The sequence below is a fragment of the Thermostilla marina genome (assembly GCF_054657455.1).
Window position 1 is genome coordinate 4,560,223 of the sequence record NZ_BAAHYR010000001.1, and the last position, 16,443, is coordinate 4,576,665.

The 16,443-nt window shown below is 60.7% G+C and carries 10 protein-coding genes; 2 read left to right on the forward strand and 8 right to left on the reverse strand.

What is annotated here, in order from left to right; genetic code table 11:
• Positions 1–91: 91 nt before the first annotated feature.
• The 6 genes from ACYQ2I_RS16505 to ACYQ2I_RS16530 all read right to left on the reverse strand — a co-directional run bounded on the left by ACYQ2I_RS16505 (position 92) and on the right by ACYQ2I_RS16530 (position 9,359).
• Entirely contained in the window at positions 92–1,447 is a 1,356-nt protein-coding gene (locus tag ACYQ2I_RS16505) for a DUF1501 domain-containing protein (RefSeq protein WP_460168132.1), read from the reverse strand.
• 168 nt (positions 1,448–1,615) lie between these two features.
• Positions 1,616–3,274: a DUF1553 domain-containing protein gene (locus tag ACYQ2I_RS16510; protein ID WP_460168133.1), complete on the reverse strand. Its 1,659-nt coding sequence runs from the start codon at positions 3,272–3,274 to the stop codon at positions 1,616–1,618.
• Between the two features lie 413 nt (positions 3,275–3,687).
• Complete coding sequence (locus ACYQ2I_RS16515) at positions 3,688–4,188, reverse strand: carboxypeptidase-like regulatory domain-containing protein (RefSeq protein WP_460168134.1); 501 nt, start codon at positions 4,186–4,188, stop codon at positions 3,688–3,690.
• Between the two features lie 31 nt (positions 4,189–4,219).
• Positions 4,220–5,323, reverse strand: a complete 1,104-nt coding sequence (locus tag ACYQ2I_RS16520) for a DUF1559 domain-containing protein (protein WP_460168135.1) — start codon at positions 5,321–5,323, stop codon at positions 4,220–4,222.
• 284 nt (positions 5,324–5,607) lie between these two features.
• Complete coding sequence (locus ACYQ2I_RS16525; RefSeq protein WP_460168136.1) at positions 5,608–8,160, reverse strand: efflux RND transporter permease subunit; 2,553 nt, start codon at positions 8,158–8,160, stop codon at positions 5,608–5,610.
• 413 nt (positions 8,161–8,573) lie between these two features.
• Positions 8,574–9,359 (reverse strand): hypothetical protein, encoded by a 786-nt coding sequence (locus tag ACYQ2I_RS16530; RefSeq protein WP_460168137.1) that lies wholly within the window; start codon positions 9,357–9,359, stop codon positions 8,574–8,576.
• Positions 9,360–9,709: 350 nt separating this feature from the next.
• Here ACYQ2I_RS16530 and ACYQ2I_RS16535 point away from each other — a divergent pair, with 350 nt between their 5' ends.
• Entirely contained in the window at positions 9,710–11,080 is a 1,371-nt protein-coding gene (locus ACYQ2I_RS16535; protein WP_460168138.1) for an enolase C-terminal domain-like protein, read from the forward strand.
• Between the two features lie 244 nt (positions 11,081–11,324).
• Complete coding sequence (locus tag ACYQ2I_RS16540; RefSeq protein ID WP_460168139.1) at positions 11,325–12,668, forward strand: Gfo/Idh/MocA family oxidoreductase; 1,344 nt, start codon at positions 11,325–11,327, stop codon at positions 12,666–12,668.
• A 193-nt stretch (positions 12,669–12,861) separates the two neighbouring features.
• On the opposite strand, the gene ACYQ2I_RS16545 is transcribed toward ACYQ2I_RS16540, so the two are convergent.
• Both ACYQ2I_RS16545 and ACYQ2I_RS16550 read right to left on the reverse strand, forming a co-directional pair.
• Entirely contained in the window at positions 12,862–14,745 is a 1,884-nt protein-coding gene (locus tag ACYQ2I_RS16545) for a glycoside hydrolase family 5 protein (protein WP_460168140.1), read from the reverse strand.
• A gap of 60 nt (positions 14,746–14,805) precedes the next feature.
• A complete protein-coding gene (locus ACYQ2I_RS16550) occupies positions 14,806–16,365 on the reverse strand; it encodes an outer membrane protein assembly factor BamB family protein (protein ID WP_460168141.1) in 1,560 nt (519 codons plus the stop codon).
• Positions 16,366–16,443: the final 78 nt, after the last annotated feature.

A 16,443-nucleotide genomic window follows, 5' to 3' on the forward strand; every position in this document is an offset into this window, starting at 1 on the left:
GAAATCGGTTTTTGCCTGCAACACCGGTGTTGCCGCGGGCGATTCGGGCCGCTGCCGCCCGAAGGAACCGAATCGTCGCGTCCCCAAAATGTCAGGTGATTTCGGTCAGCTTGCCGGCGGTTTTGACGCCTTCGGCGGCCGAGGGAACCAGGGTGATCTTTTCGCCTTCGGGGTTCGGCAAGACGGTGTCCGCCGGAATCCCCAGCAGGTCGTAAATGGTGCCGATGAGGTCGGCCGGATAGACGGGCCGATCCTTGACCTGCATGCCTTTCTCGTCGGATGCCCCAACCACCTGCCCGCCGCGGAAGCCGCCGCCTGCGACCAGCACCGAGAACACATGCCCCCAGTGGCCGCGACCACCGTTCCACGGCGGATCCCACAGAACCTTCGGCGTGCGGCCGAACTCGCCGCAGCACCACACGATCGTGTTGTCCAACAACCCGCGACCGGAAAGATCCTCCAGCAACGTTGCCAGGCCTTGATCCAGTTCGGGCAGCTTGCGCCGCATCGTTTGGAAGTGCTGCTTGTGGGTGTCCCAGCCTTTATAGTTGATGGTGATGTACGGCACGCCTTGTTCCACGAGACGGCGAGCCAGCAAGCACGATTGGCCGAACGTGTTGCGTCCGTAGCGGGTGCGCAAGTCTTCGTCTTCGGTGCTCAGATCGAACACCTTGCCGCTTTCGCCGAGAATCAAGTCGTAGGCCTGTTCTTCGGCCTTGTGCAAGGCTTCCACATGCTCGATGCTGGCGGGCGCCGCGACGTTTCCGAAACTGTTCAGATCGTGTAACAAGTCGCGTCGCGCGCGTTGGCGCTGGGGCGTGATACCTTCGGCCACGACGCCCTCGACGACGAACGGCGTTTTCGCCGGATCGCCGCCGGTCGCAAACGGCTTGTATTTCGGTCCCAGAAAACCGGCTTCCGAGAAACGTCCTTGCGGTTGGGTGACGACGATGTAGGGCGGTATCAACCCGGTATAGCCGTAGTCGTAGCCGCGAAACATGCCGACGACCGCGCCCACGCACGGAAACACACGGCGTCCTCCGGCCTCCCGCCCCGTTTGGACCAGGTACGACGCCGTCTCGTGCGCGTTGACGCCGTGGGTCATACTGCGGATGAGGCTGAACTTATCGGCCTGCTTGGCCAACTGCGGCAAGAGTTCGCCGATGATGATGCCGTCGACGTTCGTCTTGATCGGCGAGGCCAATGCCCCGCAGTAGTCGTAGCCCGCGTCGGGCTTGGGATCGAACGTGTCGAGATGAGATGCCCCTCCCCAAAGCCAAATCTGGATGACCGACTTGGCTTTACCGGCATCGGTGGGGCGCGCCCAGGCGGGGATCCCCCAGCATCCGCCGATGAACATCCCGGCCGAGGCCAACAGGCTTCGCCGGAATAACTCACGCCGACTCAAATGATCCCGATCGCCGGGCATTCCGTTTTCGGGCATCATGATGGAGACCTCCCCTCTTTCAAGACAGGACGACGCCTACTCGCGCGGCCGTCGTGCGGCACCTCGTTCTCTGTCGATCTCGACCGGCCCCGCTGTCGATTATTTTGTATACAGCATACACAGAATACAAGTTGACACCGAACCGAGACGTGCCGCCTGCGCATCGGCTCAGTGGCGACACAAAAACTCGTCCGTGTTGATCAACGCCCAAATCAAATCCTGCGATGCTCGCCAAGCCGCCACCCTGGCAGCCTGGCTGAGCTTGCCGTTTCTCGCCTGGGTTCGAAGGGCAGCCGGCACGTTCTTCTGCGCGTAGTCTCGAATCGCCGCCATCTCTTGCAGCGTGGGATACCGCGACAAAATCGTGAGGTAAATTCGCGTCAAGCGTTCCCGCGGATCTTTCGCGGCGGTCAGCAGTTCGCGAATCTTCGGACCGTTCGTCAACTTTCGCTGAATGTGGCTGGAGTTGAGCCAGTACAGTCGCTGCGAGGCGGTCGGCAGGTTTTTCCGTTCCGATTCCAACCCCGTGTCGCGTGACGGTCGACCGAACATCTCCAGGTAAGAACTGGTAATCGAACCATCGAAAAGCTGGACCGTCCGTAGGTCCTCGGGGATGTACGTGAACGGTTCCGGGATCGGGCTGACGTATTCCTCGCTCGTGCCGGTGATGCTGCAAATCGCGTCGATCAACACCTCGGCGTCCAAGCGCCGCGTGATGTAGTACGCAAAGTTCGCTTCGGCCGTCGGATCGGCCTTCCCCGACGCCGGTATCGACGACTGCTGATACGTTCGCGAGTTCAAGATGAGGCGATACAACTCGACCAGATCGTACCCCGATTCGATGAACTGTTTTTCGAGGTACGCCAACAGGGCGGGATTGCTCGGCGGGTTGTCGTCCCGAATGTCGTCCGGCTCGTGGATGATGCCTCGGCCCAGCAACCGATACCACACGCGGTTGACGATGTTTCGTGCGAACCACGGATTGTCGGGGCGGATGAGCCAATCGGCGAATACCGATCGAGGATCGGTGCCCGGCGGAATCGTCGCCTTCGTCCCGTCGGGGAATCGGGCCTCTTTCAGTCGCGCGGCAATCTCGGGCTCCAGCGACTTCTCGATGTCGAACGAAACGATTTCTTCCTTCCACTCGTCGGTCGATTTGTACTCGATACACGAGAAGAAGACCGACATCGCCTCCCATTGCGCATCGGTCCAAGCCTCGGGCCGCACGCCCATGAACGTCAACGCTACGGCCTGGGCGATCGACTTCGGATCGCGACTCTGCACCGAGCGATAGAAGTTGACCGGCGGTTCACGGAAATTGCTCCCCGAGGCGGTCAGCAACCGGCGGACGAAGTAATCGTACGAGACATTGTCCTCCAACGCCGCATGCACCCATTGCGAATAGGCTTGAACTGCATTCGGCCACAACTTGATGGGAAACTCCGACTTGATCCGCAGCAGGTCGCCCCATTTGAGCGCCCGATAGTCGTCGAACTCGGGACGCTCAAGCAACGCGTCGATCAACTTCGCTCGCTTTTTCGGCGAGGGATCGTCGATGAACCGCTTTGCTTCTTCGGCGGTGGGCAACGTCCCCAACACGTCGAGGTACACCCGTCGCACGAACACGGCATCGGAACACAACGGTGCAGGCTCGATGCCGAGCTCTTTCAGTCGCGTCGAAACGAGCCGGTCGATAGGCGTCGCCGGCACGTCGACATCGATCGCTTCGAAGGGCTCAATCGGTGCCCGGCCGTAGACCGCCCGATCGCTCACATTTCCCAGAACCGCCGCCAGACACGTGAGGGCAAGAAAACCGAATCGCTTCATCGGCTCACACATCCGCAAGAGTTAGGAGGGAAAACAGGAATCGGCCCGGGGAAAACGACCTCTGGGCGGAACACCCCCACCCGAACACACGAATCGGCCGAACCAAGGGAGGGAGCTTCTGCCCAATCCCCCACTCCCTAGTACATCATATTGTCGACAAGGTCGTGGTCGCACGTCGAAAACGCCCCACGCTTCGACAGCGACGGGGGAAAGGACCGCCTCTGCCCTGATCCGCCCGCACAATATTGAACTCCACCGACGACCGCGCGGTCTCGTATCACCCAATCTTTTTTGACTGCTTGTCTAGACAAAAAACAAACCGTTAATTGTCGAGCCGAAACACAAAACCGCGGGCCCCGAATTCGGGACTCGCGGCTTGTGATTCTTCGCTTTCCCCTCGTGGGGGCTCAGCGTCATTCGAGGTTGATATCGAAGGTGTTTTCCTTCGCCTCGACGGTGAAAGTCAATCCCGAGGTGGCTTCGTTGGCATACTTTTCCGGGAGGACGTTTTGGGGTACGGCCCCCGTATCACCCGATTCCTCGGGTGGTACGTACTCTTCCCCCTCGTCACCACCACCGGAACCGGTCGTTGCAACCGGGTTATCGAACTTCGTGACCTTCACTCGGTATCGGCCGGGCATGGCGCCGTCGGTATCGGCGAAGGCCTTGAGACGATAGACGCCCTGATCGTCCGTCTGTCCGACGGCCGGTTTCAGCGCGTTTTCGCCTGTCCCGGGTTCCTCGGGCACGAAGACGACCGTCGCCCCGGGCACCGGCTGCCCTTGGTAAGTCACTTTGCCGGTCACCGGGTAGGTCTTCGGTCGATCGGTACCTTTCGAACATCCCAGAGTGAACGTCAGCATTCCGACAGCACACAGGCCCAATGCCGTGGCAAAGGCGCGATGCGATTTCATCAGCACGTTTTTCCCCTTTCTTTCAGATCGATCACGGGATTTGGACGACCTCGCCGCCGTCCTTGGAACCAAGAGCCCCCCAAACCCCGTAGGGACTCTGCCCGTAACTGGGCTGCGGGGCCGCCAAGTTTCCGGTGTCGATCGTCTCGCGAATAAAGTGGACCGAGCCGTCGGCCATCAAGGCATTCACACCTCCCGGATGGCGGCTGGCAGGCGGAATCACTAGATGATTCTGGTCGCCGTGGTTACTGGCGTCTTCGCTACAAGCCGGGGCATTCGGAGGAAGAACCGTGTTGAAGGCGATTTTCGACGGTTGGCCGTCGGTCCAACGCGTCCCGAAATGTGATTGAACACCGACGCCGGCAGTGAAATACTTGCCGTCGGTCACCGTCAAGCACACGTTCGGCGAGCTGCGCAGCCCCCCAATGCCGATCGCCACGCCCTGAACATGTTCGATTTGTCCGGCGGATACAGTCGTCGGCGATTGGCCCCGCGGGCCGTTTTCCTGGCAAAGCCGTTCGCTCATCGCGATCGTGTTGCTCGAGCCGTCGGTGATATCGGCCATACCATAGTGGTTTTTGTTGGGGAACAAGCCGCGAACGTTTTTCCCGTCGCGAATCGAATCCATGTCGTCGCCCACGCTGAACGCGTAGGAGTTATTCGGACCGCTGCGATCGGGGTATCCGTTATCCGACGGGCACAGGAGCGTATCCGGCGAGTCGTTCCACACCGACCAGCCTTGCCACCCTGCCGGCCCGCCCGGCGGCACGACGTGACCGGTCACGGAACCGTCGGGATCGCCCGCCTGGATCCGATCGTACATGGCTCGCTGCTCGAAGTACGGCAGCAGGGAAACGAATCCGCTGCGCCGCCCGCGGTTGGAACACCAACTGTTCGACGAGCAACCGTTGGTGCCGCCTTTGCGATACGGGAAGACCTTGTTGGAGTCATGGTAGTTATGCAAGGCCAACCCGAGCTGTTTCAGGTTGTTCGTGCACTGACTGCGCCGTGCGGCTTCGCGAGCCGCCTGAACGGCAGGCAACAACAAGGCGATCAAAATGCCGATGATCGCGATCACCACGAGAAGCTCCACCAACGTGAAGCCGCGACGAGAGCCGAACCGAAGGTGAGACATAGCTAGACCTCGCAATCAAGAATTATGAAAATACCTGTGTCTTGAATAATATATCCGCCGCCAGAAGAGCCGCACCACAGAAAGTATAGCGCTCGCTTCCGAGGTCAAGATAAGGTCGCTTCGACGCGTGCGAACACTCGCACCCCGCGTCTTCACCGGGAGTTCTGATCGCAAAAGAAAGTTTTTTAAAATCTTTTTTGCCAGAGACTCCGTTTGCGCACTCGGCACGCGGTTAAGAATCGGTGCGTGGCCTTCGGCGCGGGCATTCCCGGTCCGCTCCGGACCTACTTACCGCGACGGAAGCGATGCGAACGGTCTTTTCGCAGACGACCGCCGCCTTTCCCGGAAAGCGGCGAGGGCACGACCGTCTCGTCTTCCAGCGGTTCGGGCTTCAGATAGTCGTCGGAATAGATCGCACAGCCGATCCCCGTCTCAGCCGGGAGCGGTAATTCGTCCTCCTCCGTTTCCACCTCGGCCGATTCCTGTTCGTGTTGACGTGCGGCCTTGGCTTTTTGGCGGGCGACGACCTTGTCGGCCCCTTTCCAGAAGAAGTGCCCCAACGGACTCGCCAGCAGCGCCGGCAACAGGACCAGATTTCCAAAGGACGAAGCCGTCAGCATCACAAACATCAGCACGCCGAAACGTTGCGTCGGCGAAAACGAGCTGAGGGCGAATGCCGAAAGCCCCAAGCCGATGACGCCCCAGCTCTGGTAGATCGCCCGGGCGCAATCTTCGTAGGCGAACATGATCGAGCCGTAACGGCTCATCCCGCGCTCGCGACCGTGACGGCACCAAATCATGAAGTGGATGGCGTCGTCGACCGTCACCCCCAAGGCGACCGCAGGCGTCATCACCGTACCCACGTCGACGACGATCCCCAGCAAACCCATCGCGCCGAACACGACCGTGATGGGAAACAGGCTCGCCAGCCCCAACAACACCCCCGACGACCAATCGCGCATGAAGAAGATCATCGCCACGCCGATCAAGAGCAGGTCGCCGGCGAATCCCAGAATCAACCCGTCCAGCAGCGAGTGTTGGGCCTTGTAGATCAACGGCACCAATCCCGTGTACGTCGCCGAGATCCCCTCGACGCCCGCCGCACGATATTTCGCCAAGATCGGCTCGACCGCCTGCCGGATGTCGGTCACGTAATCCTCGTAATCCAAGTCGGTCAGTGCGCGGACGCGAGTGCTCACCCGCCACAGTTCGTCGCCGTTCTCCTGCGCCCAATAGTCTGCCAAATCGTCGCGGTGCCGTTGCAGCTGCACGATCCACGTTCGCCGCTCCATGACGCCGGGACGGTTCGGCAGATCACGTGCGAAAGTCGGCGCGGCCAGCACGCTGCCGACATCATCCAATTGGTCGATCGAACGTTGCACCGCCGCCACCAATCGCATCTGTTCGAGCAGGTCGAGCTTGCTCTTTTCGGGATCGATGCGGATGACGACTTCCATCGGCACGAGCGGACCGAGCTTTTCTTCGAGCCAGGCGTAATCGCGAATGATGGTCGATTCGGGCGAAAAGAACCGCATCAGCTTGACCGAAGTCTTCACCTGTCGCGCCCCGTATACGCCCACGGCCATCATCAACAGGCAGGCGGCAATCACCCACCCCGGCCGCCGCAGGACGAAATCGCCGACTTTCCGCCAACCGGCCCATCGCCCCGGGTCGATCGCGCTCGCCCCGCGGGGTTCGGCAATGCGCCGCACCGGCCACAGTTCGAGCATCGAAGGCAAGTAGGTGAGTATGAACACGAAACTGACGACCACCCCCGCCGCTGAAAAAATCCCGAACTGCTTGATGGGCACCAGCTCGGAAATCGACAACGACGCCAAGCCGAAGGCCGTCGTGCCGGTGGCCAAAAACAACGGCAACCACGCCTTCGACGCCGCCTGGTCGGCAGCCCCGACGGTCGGATCGAGTAACCCCTTTTGGGTGTTCGCCCGGACGGCATCCCGATAGTAGTTTGCCAGGTGAATCGCGCCGGAAATGGCCGCCACGTAGACCAGGGCAGGCATCGTCAAAAGAATGGCGTTCATGTGGACGCCCGACAGCCAGACAACAACCAAGCTCAATCCGGCGCTGTACAGCCCGCTGGTGAAGACCATGAAGGTCAACTTCCAGCTTCGCAGGCACCACCAGGCCATCACCAGGCCGATGAAGCCGCACACGCCCGCCAAGCGAAACAACGAACGCTGGCCTTCGATGTCGATGGCCACGTTGTCGACCGGCGGCCCGCCCATGTGGACTTCTTCGCGGGGTATCCCGCTCGACTCGGCCGCGGCGTAAACCGCGTCGATCACGACGTGGAGGAATTTCTGCCGGGCATGCGGATGCGCCCGGTTCCAGCGGGCTTCGGCCTCGGGATCGACGGAAAGCACCAGACAGGTTTGTTTGCCGTCGGCACCGACCATGAACCCCTGAAGCCGTTTGATCGCTTCGTCGCGGGTGAGCCCTTCACGTGCGACCAGCCGATCGACCAGTTGCGTACCGGTGATGGCTTCTTTGAAAAATGTTTCGGACGAGAGCGGTTCCCCCTCGGCGGGAACAAGCCGTGCCGCGATTTCTTCGAGCCGAGAGTCGCCCAACACGCAACCTTCCCAACTGACGAGGATGAACATGTCGCTTTCGAAGTGGCTTCGATACCACTCGAAAATCGACGTCTCCTCGTAACGGTCGGGCAACCAGTTTTTGACGTCGTTCTTGTTGCTGGACAGACTCCGCTCCGTCCCCACCCACATGATCGGGATGAGGAACGAGACGATCGTCAAGATCGTGACGCCGTATCGAGAAAAGAACGTCCGGCGGACGCCGTTTTTCATTTGCCGAGACATAAACTTCCGCTTTTCGATCGACTCTCGGTCGCTGACTCACAACCCCGCACTTAGCGAAGCAGCCGCTGCGTCGCTCCGGCCCCTCGCCGGACCACCCATCGGCGACTATCGCCCCATCCGTGCAAATTGTATACCGCCATCCTTCGACAGACCGTAAAGCCGAGCCGATCGCAGGCGAGCATCATCAATTCGGACAAAGATTATGGCAATCTGCGCTCTCTGGGAAAAACAGAGAGCGCACGTCGCCTTTAATTGGTTCGGCAGGGAACTAGGGACACTCGACCCGGAAGGGCTGCCGCCCGCAAAAGCGTACGGGGCCGAGCCGTACAAAGCGCGTATCCCAACTACCTTAAACCGAAGCACTTCCGGCGACAACCCGCCGTGTGGACGAGCCACCGGCGAGTACACGTGAATCACCCGCCGGAAGGGGCCGTCAGAACGGTTTTTCGCCCCACTCGAAGCCGACGCGACAGAAAGAGAAGGATTCCCGCGATCGCGCCCATCACAAGCATCCACGGCACCCACGCCCAGTTCGCAGGAAGCAGGGGAAAACCGGCTTCTGTTCTGGTCGTACGCGGCCGGATCTCGAGAATGGCCACCGGCAAGGAGGCGCGACCCGATTTCAGGCCGGACATCGCCAAAGCCCCGTTTTCCGGCACGTCGATCCTCACCCGGAGCATATACTGCCCCGGCTCGATCGCCCCGCCATGTGCCTCGTAAAAGCTGCTCAAGTCGATCCGGCTCATGGTTGCCGATCGGGCGGGAAGCAACGTCAGCCGGGTTTTCTCCGCCGGGGCACCCGGGGGAACACGACGGCGATAGACTTGTCCCGTCCGCAAGGAAACAAGTTCCGGAAACCAACCGACCGAATACATGTTCTCGGACCAGTCGGCCCAGTAGACACGAGGTTTCTCCCTCAAATTGGCCACGCAAATCGGTACAGCGAGTGTCTCATCCGGCGACACCCGCAAGACGGGGAGAACGGCAACGCCTTCCGCGGTCTCGGCCGATTCGGTCTCGGGCCAGGGCACGGTGGGCAACGGGTCGGAAACCGTATCGAAGCCGAGTACCGGCGCCGCCCAATGGATGAGGAGAAATCCGAACGAACCGAGTACCGGAACCAGAGGACTCCCCGAAAGAGGACCGAAACGGCGACGAACAGACTTCGTTTCGGCGACGCGCAAACGGTTTCGGATCATCGGCTTTCCTTTCCCGCGAAACGGGAAAACGAGAAAAGCATGCCCCACTTGAGTCGGTTTCACCATGCGCCGGCCGCAAGAGAATCCCTTGCCCGCGATCACGATGAACCGAACTCACTCTTCTCCGATGTTCCAGCGGTGCCTATTGTATGCCCCGATCGCATCTCCGCCAAACATTTTGCGCCATGACACGAAAATTTACCCAAAACACAAAATAGACAGGATCTATCGGGGAGTCTTGATGCACCCCGATCGTACCGCTACCCTTTGAGACACCCGACGGTGATCGACGATTCGAATACGAGATCGATTGCCCGGCCGTGACATTCCCGCTGCGCGAAAGGTTTGCCATGCCGAAACCGACCGATATCGCCCTGAAGAGCGTCGAAACGAACACGGAACGATACGCCTACCGGACGCCCATGAAATTCGGCGGGCGCGTGGTCACCGACGTGGTTCTGCGGAACGTCATCGTCGAAGTCGAAACCCGCGACGGACGCCGCGGGCGCGGCTACGGCTCGATGCCGGTCGGCAATGTGTGGGCCTGGCCGAGCCGCACGGTCGCCGGGGAGCAGACCCTCGCCGCCATGGTTCGCTTCGGAGAACGAATCGTCGAAAAGGCGAACGCATACGCCGGCTCCGGACATCCGCTCGACGTTTGCCTCGAGCTGGCCGCCGAGTACGCCCCCACGGCCGCCGAAATCGAGAGTGAAATGAACCTGGGCGAGACGATGCCCAAGCTCGCCCAACTGGTTGCCGCCAGCCCGTTGGAAGCGGCGATCCACGATGCCTTCGGACGCGCCTTGGATGCGAACGCGTACAATCTTCTGGGGCCTGAATTCGTCGAACGGGACCTCGCGGCGTATCTTTCCGCCGAATTTGCCGGAGAGTATCTCGACCGCTACACGCTTCGGGAACCCAAGCCGCGGATGCCCCTTTATCACCTGGTGGGCGCGTTGGACCCGCTCACCGATGCCGACATTCCTGATCGACTCGACGACGGTCTTCCCGAAACGTTGCCCGAGTGGATCGAAGCGAACGGTTTGACGCACCTGAAGATCAAGCTCAATGGTGACGATCTCGATTGGGACGTCGATCGCGTCTTGGCCATCGACCGCATCACCGCCGAAACGCAGGCCAAGCGAGGCTGCACCGAGTGGTACTACTCGGCCGACTTCAACGAGCGGTGCGAAAACGTCGAGTACGTGCTGGAGTTCTTGCGCCGCATCGAGGCGGCTTCTCCGGCCGCGATGCAACGCCTGCAATACATCGAACAACCGACACACCGCGACCTGAAAGCCAATCCCGAAAACCGGATGCACGAAGCGGCGAAGATCAAGCCGGTGGTGATCGACGAATCGTTGGTCGACTTCGAAAGCCTGTTGCTCAGTCGCGAGCTGGGTTATTCGGGCGTGGCGCTGAAGGCGTGCAAGGGCCACACCGAGGCCCTGCTGATGGGTGCGGCCGCCCAAAAGTTCGGGTTGTTCTTGTGCGTGCAAGATTTGACTTGCCCCGGCTACTCGTTCCTGCATTCGGCGTCGCTCTCCGCCCGCATTCCGGGCGTCGCGGCCATCGAAGGAAACGGCCGTCAATACTGCCCCGCCGCCAACGCCGGTTGGGAAGAGCGCTATCCCGAGATGTTCCGCGTAACCGACGGGACCTTGGGCACGGCCATCCTGAACGGTCCCGGTCTGGGATTCGAACCCATTCGATGGAAATAGAAATCCGACATCGTGCAGTGCACACCGACGAACGGCGATATCATCGCCGTTCTTTTTTTCTCTAATTGAGTGTCGATCGTTGACAACACGCCGGCTTGTGCCTAACATGCCCCTTGTCTTGCGTGGGGCTCATTTCGCGCAAGGCCTACCGAACGGGGATCGCACCCTTTTGTCGTCCAATGTGTCGGCACGCGTTCCTGCGCCGTCATTGGGTGATCGTCCCAGCAGTTCGGAGGTCCTTGCGATGCCGTCTTCCCCCTCTCGAAAAGGCAGCCGCCGTCGATTCTTGAAGCTGTCGGCAGGCACGACCGCGGGCGTGATGCTCGCATCTTCCATTCCGGCCGTTCATGCCGCCGAAGACAACACCATTCGCTTGGGCATCGTCGGTTGCGGCGGGCGCGGCACCGGGGCCGTCGGTAACGCCCTGTCGACCGAAGGCGGCCCCGTCAAGCTGTACGCGATGGGCGACCTGTTCGAAGATCGTCTTGAAGGCAGCCGCACGCGATTGGAAAAACAGTTCGGCGACAAGATCGACGTTCCGCCCGAACGACGGTTCCTGGGCTTCGACGCCTACAAGAAGGTCATCGACTCGTTGCGGCCCGGCGATGTCGTCATCCTCACGACACACTCGGTGTTTCGGCCGCTGCATTTCGAATACGCGGTCGAACGCGGTGTGAACGTGTTCATGGAGAAGTCGTTCGCGGTCGATGCGCCCGCCAATCATCGCCTCGAGGCGGCCGCGAACAAGTCGGTCGAAAAAGGCCTCAAGGTGGGCGTCGGGTTCATGTGGCGACACTCGAAGGCTCGACAAGAGGTCATCAACCGCATTCACGACGGCGCCATCGGCGATCTGCACACGTTGCGAATTTATCGCATGCACGGACCGGTCTTCTGTCCGACGCGGCCGGCCGATATGAACCAGATCGAGTTCCAACTGCGCAACGGTGCACGATTCAACTGGGTGTGCAGTGGATTCTTCATCGATTGGCATTGCCACAACATCGATGTCGCCTGCTGGGCCAAGGGCGATTGGCCCGTCGAAGCACACGGGCTGGCCGGTCGTACCGACGCCCGGGCGGGCAACTTGCTCGACCACTATGCCGTCGAGTACACCTTCGCCGACGGGGCCAAGCTGTACTGTTACTCGCGGCACATGGTCGGATGCTGGTCCACGTATTCCGACTACGCACATGGCACCAAAGGCGCGGCCGTCTTGATGACGAACCTGTCGCAGCCGAAAACGCGCATCTACAACAACCTGCGGATGACCGACGATGCGCTCGTGTGGCGGTACGAAGACCGGGAACCGAATCCGTACGTCGTCGAATGGCAAGAGTTGCTCGATGCCATCCGCCAAGACAAGCCGCACAACGAATCGCAACGCGCGGCGAAGGCGAACATGGTCGCCTTGATGGGCCGCATGGCCGCCCACACGGGGCAATTCGTGACCATCGAGCAGGCCGAACAGTCGACCTTCCAGTACGTGGCCGACATCGACCATCTCACCTTCGACAGCGAACCGCCGATCGTCGAAGGACCGGACGGTATCTATCCCTGCCCCGTCCCTGGGGTGACGAAAGAAATCTAATTGATCCGGAATCGGCGGGCGCATTCGCGGAATGCCCCGGCCGGAATGATTCCCGGGTTGCAATCAAAGGAAGGCAAGCAGCGGACGTGGGTCGCGGAAATGTCCTGCCGAGGATGGGGTTGGCCCACGTCCGCGTTTTTTCTGGCACTCACACTCTTCCGGGTTCCCGACGGCATTGTCTCGCATCCTTGCTTCACGCGCCGTCTCTCCGGGCCGTGATCTGATAGCGTCCCGGGACAACCTCGATTCGGAGGGCGCCGTTTTTGAACGAAGCGGGCACGAGAATGCGGGCCTCGCCCTCGATTCTGTGCACCGTGCACGGAGCGTTCACCCCCGGCAGGCGGAGCGTCATCGGCACGGCCGTCGTTTCGTCGATTTCCACACCCGGCGGAATCGGCTCGCCCCACGGCGGTTTCTCGGCGGGCGGCTCGATGTCGGTGAATTCGGCGTGCGGCATCACCTCCAAATTCCATGTCCGCGGCCCCGTGCGCACGAGAAAATACAGGCCCTTGCCCGCATACTCGACGAACGGCGAGCTCCCGTAACCGATGATCCGTCCCGGATTCTCAGGAATCGGAACGAAGTCGCCTCCGATGTCGCCGGTGTGAACGAAGACGTCGTCGTCTGCCCAGGCCGACAAATCACGCGGCAACGACAATGCCGCGTGGCCGAATCGATCGGCGTCGGCCGCGGTCGTCGAATACGGAATGAACCGCGGCGTCTTCCGAAAGATTTCTCCGGCCACGATGAAGCTCGCCGCCTTGCGGGGCGTGGTGATCAGGCTCAGGTTGTGCGAGCGACTCTTTCCCATGTAGCGGCCTTCGCCGTGCATGTTGTACGTCCACATGCAGGCGATCTGGGCCCCTTGCGAACGAAAGTACTTGGCCAGCGCCGGGTACAGGTAGGTCGACTGGTTGTGCCATGTTTCGTATTCGTACACGATGCGGGCCTTGCGGCCCAAGAATCGAGGGTCGCGCAGCCACCCTTGCCAATCGGCGTTGTCGTACGACTGCTGAATGTACGGTAACAGGTTGCGCTGATGCTGATTCTGGTCGACTTTGCTCAGGTCCTGGCCGGGATACGTAGAAAACGAGACGACCGGCACGGTCGAATCGGCGGCTGCCTGGTAGCCCTCCCAACCTTGGTGAATCGGCCCTTTCGACCAATACAAATTCCAACAAGGCACCGCCGGCACTTTTTGTTCGTACAAGAGCCGATCCATCCGATCGATATACGCCCTCATGGCCGCATAACGAAAACGATTCCAGGTCGTCACCTCACCGGGCGGCAACTGCTGTTCTGCACACCAATCACGGTAAACGGCCGTCGCTTCGGGGTGCGTTCCCGGCAAGGGCGGCTCCTTGGGAAACATCGGCTCGTTGATCAACTCGGCGATAATCCAAGCCGGATTGTGTTTGTACGGCCGGTCGCCGTCGTACGGATTGCGGCGATTGACGAACTGCCGCACGAAGTTCTCGCCCGCCGCAAGATAGTCGGGGCGAACGATCCATTCCCATTTGGTTTCCTGCGCAACCTTCCCGTGGAAGGGTGACTCTTCGACGACGCCGCCCCAATGATTGAACAACGTGAAGTAGATGTAGATTCCGCGTCTGCGGCATTCGGCCATCACGTAGTCGACCATGTCGAGCCATTCATTTTCGACGAGATTGCCCTCGGCGTCGGAGAAGTCAGCGGGGCACAAGTGCGTGCGGATGACGTCGCACCCCATTCGTTCGATTTCGTCGAAGGTGGCGTCGGTGACGGCCTTCCAGTGCTGCGGATCGAACTCGGACCACTTGTTCACGATGCGCATGTACCGTTGATATTCGGCCGACATGCACGCCTGCATGTTCACGCCCCACAAGGCCACCTCGCGCCCGTCCTCGTGGTACAACGTCGCCTTATCGACGTAGAGGCGACGAAACCGCTCATCACCGGGCCGATCGGGAATATCGCCGTACCAATGCGGTCCGCGCGGCAGGATGCGGTCGGCTTCCGCCGCAGCGACGGCGGGCACCACGGCCGCAGCCGAAGCCCACACAACGATGCCCCATAGAACCAGAACCATCCCTCTCATCGAACTGATTTCCTCACCTTCCCGCTCGCGCTTTCGCAAACCGGTGCGAATCGGCGTCGGTCATTTCGCCGCTTGCGATTCGGCCACCCAAAGTCCGCGACTGGTGGCCACGAACAGGGTTCTGTTTGCCGCAACAGCGGTACTGTAGATGGGAGCACCCAGGCGAGTCTTCGCCAGCAGCTCCGTTTCTTTACCCGCTTTGAGTGTGAACAGATAACGGACGTTTCCCAGGTACAACCGACCGTCGGCGACCAGCACGCTGCCCCACGTTTCCGCGCCGGTGTCGTACACCCAATAGACCTCACCGGTGTCGGCGTCGAGACAATGGACCTTGCCCGACAGATCGGGAATGTACACCAGGCCGTCGGCGACGGCGGCGGTGGCCAGGGTGCGTTCGATGCCGTCGTAGCGCCACACGCAAGCGGTCTTCGTCACATCGCCCGATTGCGTTGCGTCGATGCAGTGGAGCATTCCTTTTCCGCGGCCGTGGGCGGGATCCTGGCCGATCGCAATGTAAACGCGGTTGTCGTAGAACACCGGTGTCGCGATGACCTGGCTGGGACCGACGTACTGCCCGTCGTTCTTGTTCGTGCTGTATTTTTGTCGCTTGTCGCCCTTGTAGTATTCGACCGGTTCGCCGCCGGGAAAACGATACTCGGGCGGATTGCAGTCGTACTTCCACGCCAACTTGAGCGGCACCGGCTCGTCGGGAATGTTTGTGAGGGCTTCGAACGCATAGCAAAAGCCGTCACCGCCGCCTAGAAACACGAGCTTCCTGCCGTTCACCACGCCCAATGAGGGCGACGACCACTCGGAATGCCAAATCCGCTGCGAAATGCCTTCGTTTTCGTAAGCCAGCAATTTGCCGGTACGCTTGTCGAGGGCAATAAATTCGGGCGCCTTCGGGTTGACGGGATACGAGTGCTTTTCCGGCCACGGGGCACCCGGCGGCCCGCCCACCCCGTTCGACGTGTTGGTGTACAACACATCGCCGTCGATCAAAACCGAGCAACTGACCGCATCGTGGGGACAGACACCCAACTCTTCGATCAACGGATAACACCAGATGATGTCGGCATCGTGCTCCTTCAATTCGACGGGCGGTTCACCATGACCGGCCATATACTGCGCCTCGTCGCGAAAGGGGCCGTCATTGCCGTCGGCCAACCCGTTTACGTCGAGACACAAGATTTCGGCCGCACTGCTGACGATATACACGCGATCGCCGTCGACCGTGGGCGAGGAACACACGCCGCAGTTTTGAAGCACGAAATGATGTTCGGCCGGTAAATCGTGGATTCGCTTGGGAATTGCAAGTTGCCAAAGCAGCGAACCGTCCTTTTCGTCGAGACACATCAACACGCCCACGTGACGCGACGAGAACCGATCGTCGTCGAGCGCCTGGCCGTTCGTCCCCACGTACACCCGTCCGTCACACACGGTCGGGTTACCGTATACGTTCGTGCCCAGCTTGGCCGTCCAACGGACGTTTCCCGGTGCGTCGGAGGTTCCCCGGTCGATCGTGATCGGCAATCCGGTTTCGCCGCCGACCATATTGCGTATGGGGTTTCCACCCCATTGCGGCCAATCAGCGGCCGCGGCATAGGATACGGCAACCACAGAAGCGAACCATACAGCGCACGACGCAAGGGCTCTTTGGAAGACGCACATCGGCGGGACTCCATGCGGAAGGGCGAA

Excerpts from the sequence above, each read along its gene's own strand:
- ACYQ2I_RS16505 (WP_460168132.1), bottom strand. The coding sequence starts at position 1,447 with ATGATGCCCGAAAACGGAATGCCCGGCGATCGGGATCATTTGAGTCGG.
- ACYQ2I_RS16510 (WP_460168133.1), bottom strand. The coding sequence starts at position 3,274 with ATGAAGCGATTCGGTTTTCTTGCCCTCACGTGTCTGGCGGCGGTTCTG.
- ACYQ2I_RS16515 (WP_460168134.1), bottom strand. The coding sequence starts at position 4,188 with ATGAAATCGCATCGCGCCTTTGCCACGGCATTGGGCCTGTGTGCTGTC.
- ACYQ2I_RS16520 (WP_460168135.1), bottom strand. The coding sequence starts at position 5,323 with ATGTCTCACCTTCGGTTCGGCTCTCGTCGCGGCTTCACGTTGGTGGAG.
- ACYQ2I_RS16525 (WP_460168136.1), bottom strand. The coding sequence starts at position 8,160 with ATGTCTCGGCAAATGAAAAACGGCGTCCGCCGGACGTTCTTTTCTCGA.
- ACYQ2I_RS16530 (WP_460168137.1), bottom strand. The coding sequence starts at position 9,359 with ATGATCCGAAACCGTTTGCGCGTCGCCGAAACGAAGTCTGTTCGTCGC.
- ACYQ2I_RS16535 (WP_460168138.1), top strand. The coding sequence starts at position 9,710 with ATGCCGAAACCGACCGATATCGCCCTGAAGAGCGTCGAAACGAACACG.
- ACYQ2I_RS16540 (WP_460168139.1), top strand. The coding sequence starts at position 11,325 with ATGCCGTCTTCCCCCTCTCGAAAAGGCAGCCGCCGTCGATTCTTGAAG.
- ACYQ2I_RS16545 (WP_460168140.1), bottom strand. The coding sequence starts at position 14,745 with ATGAGAGGGATGGTTCTGGTTCTATGGGGCATCGTTGTGTGGGCTTCG.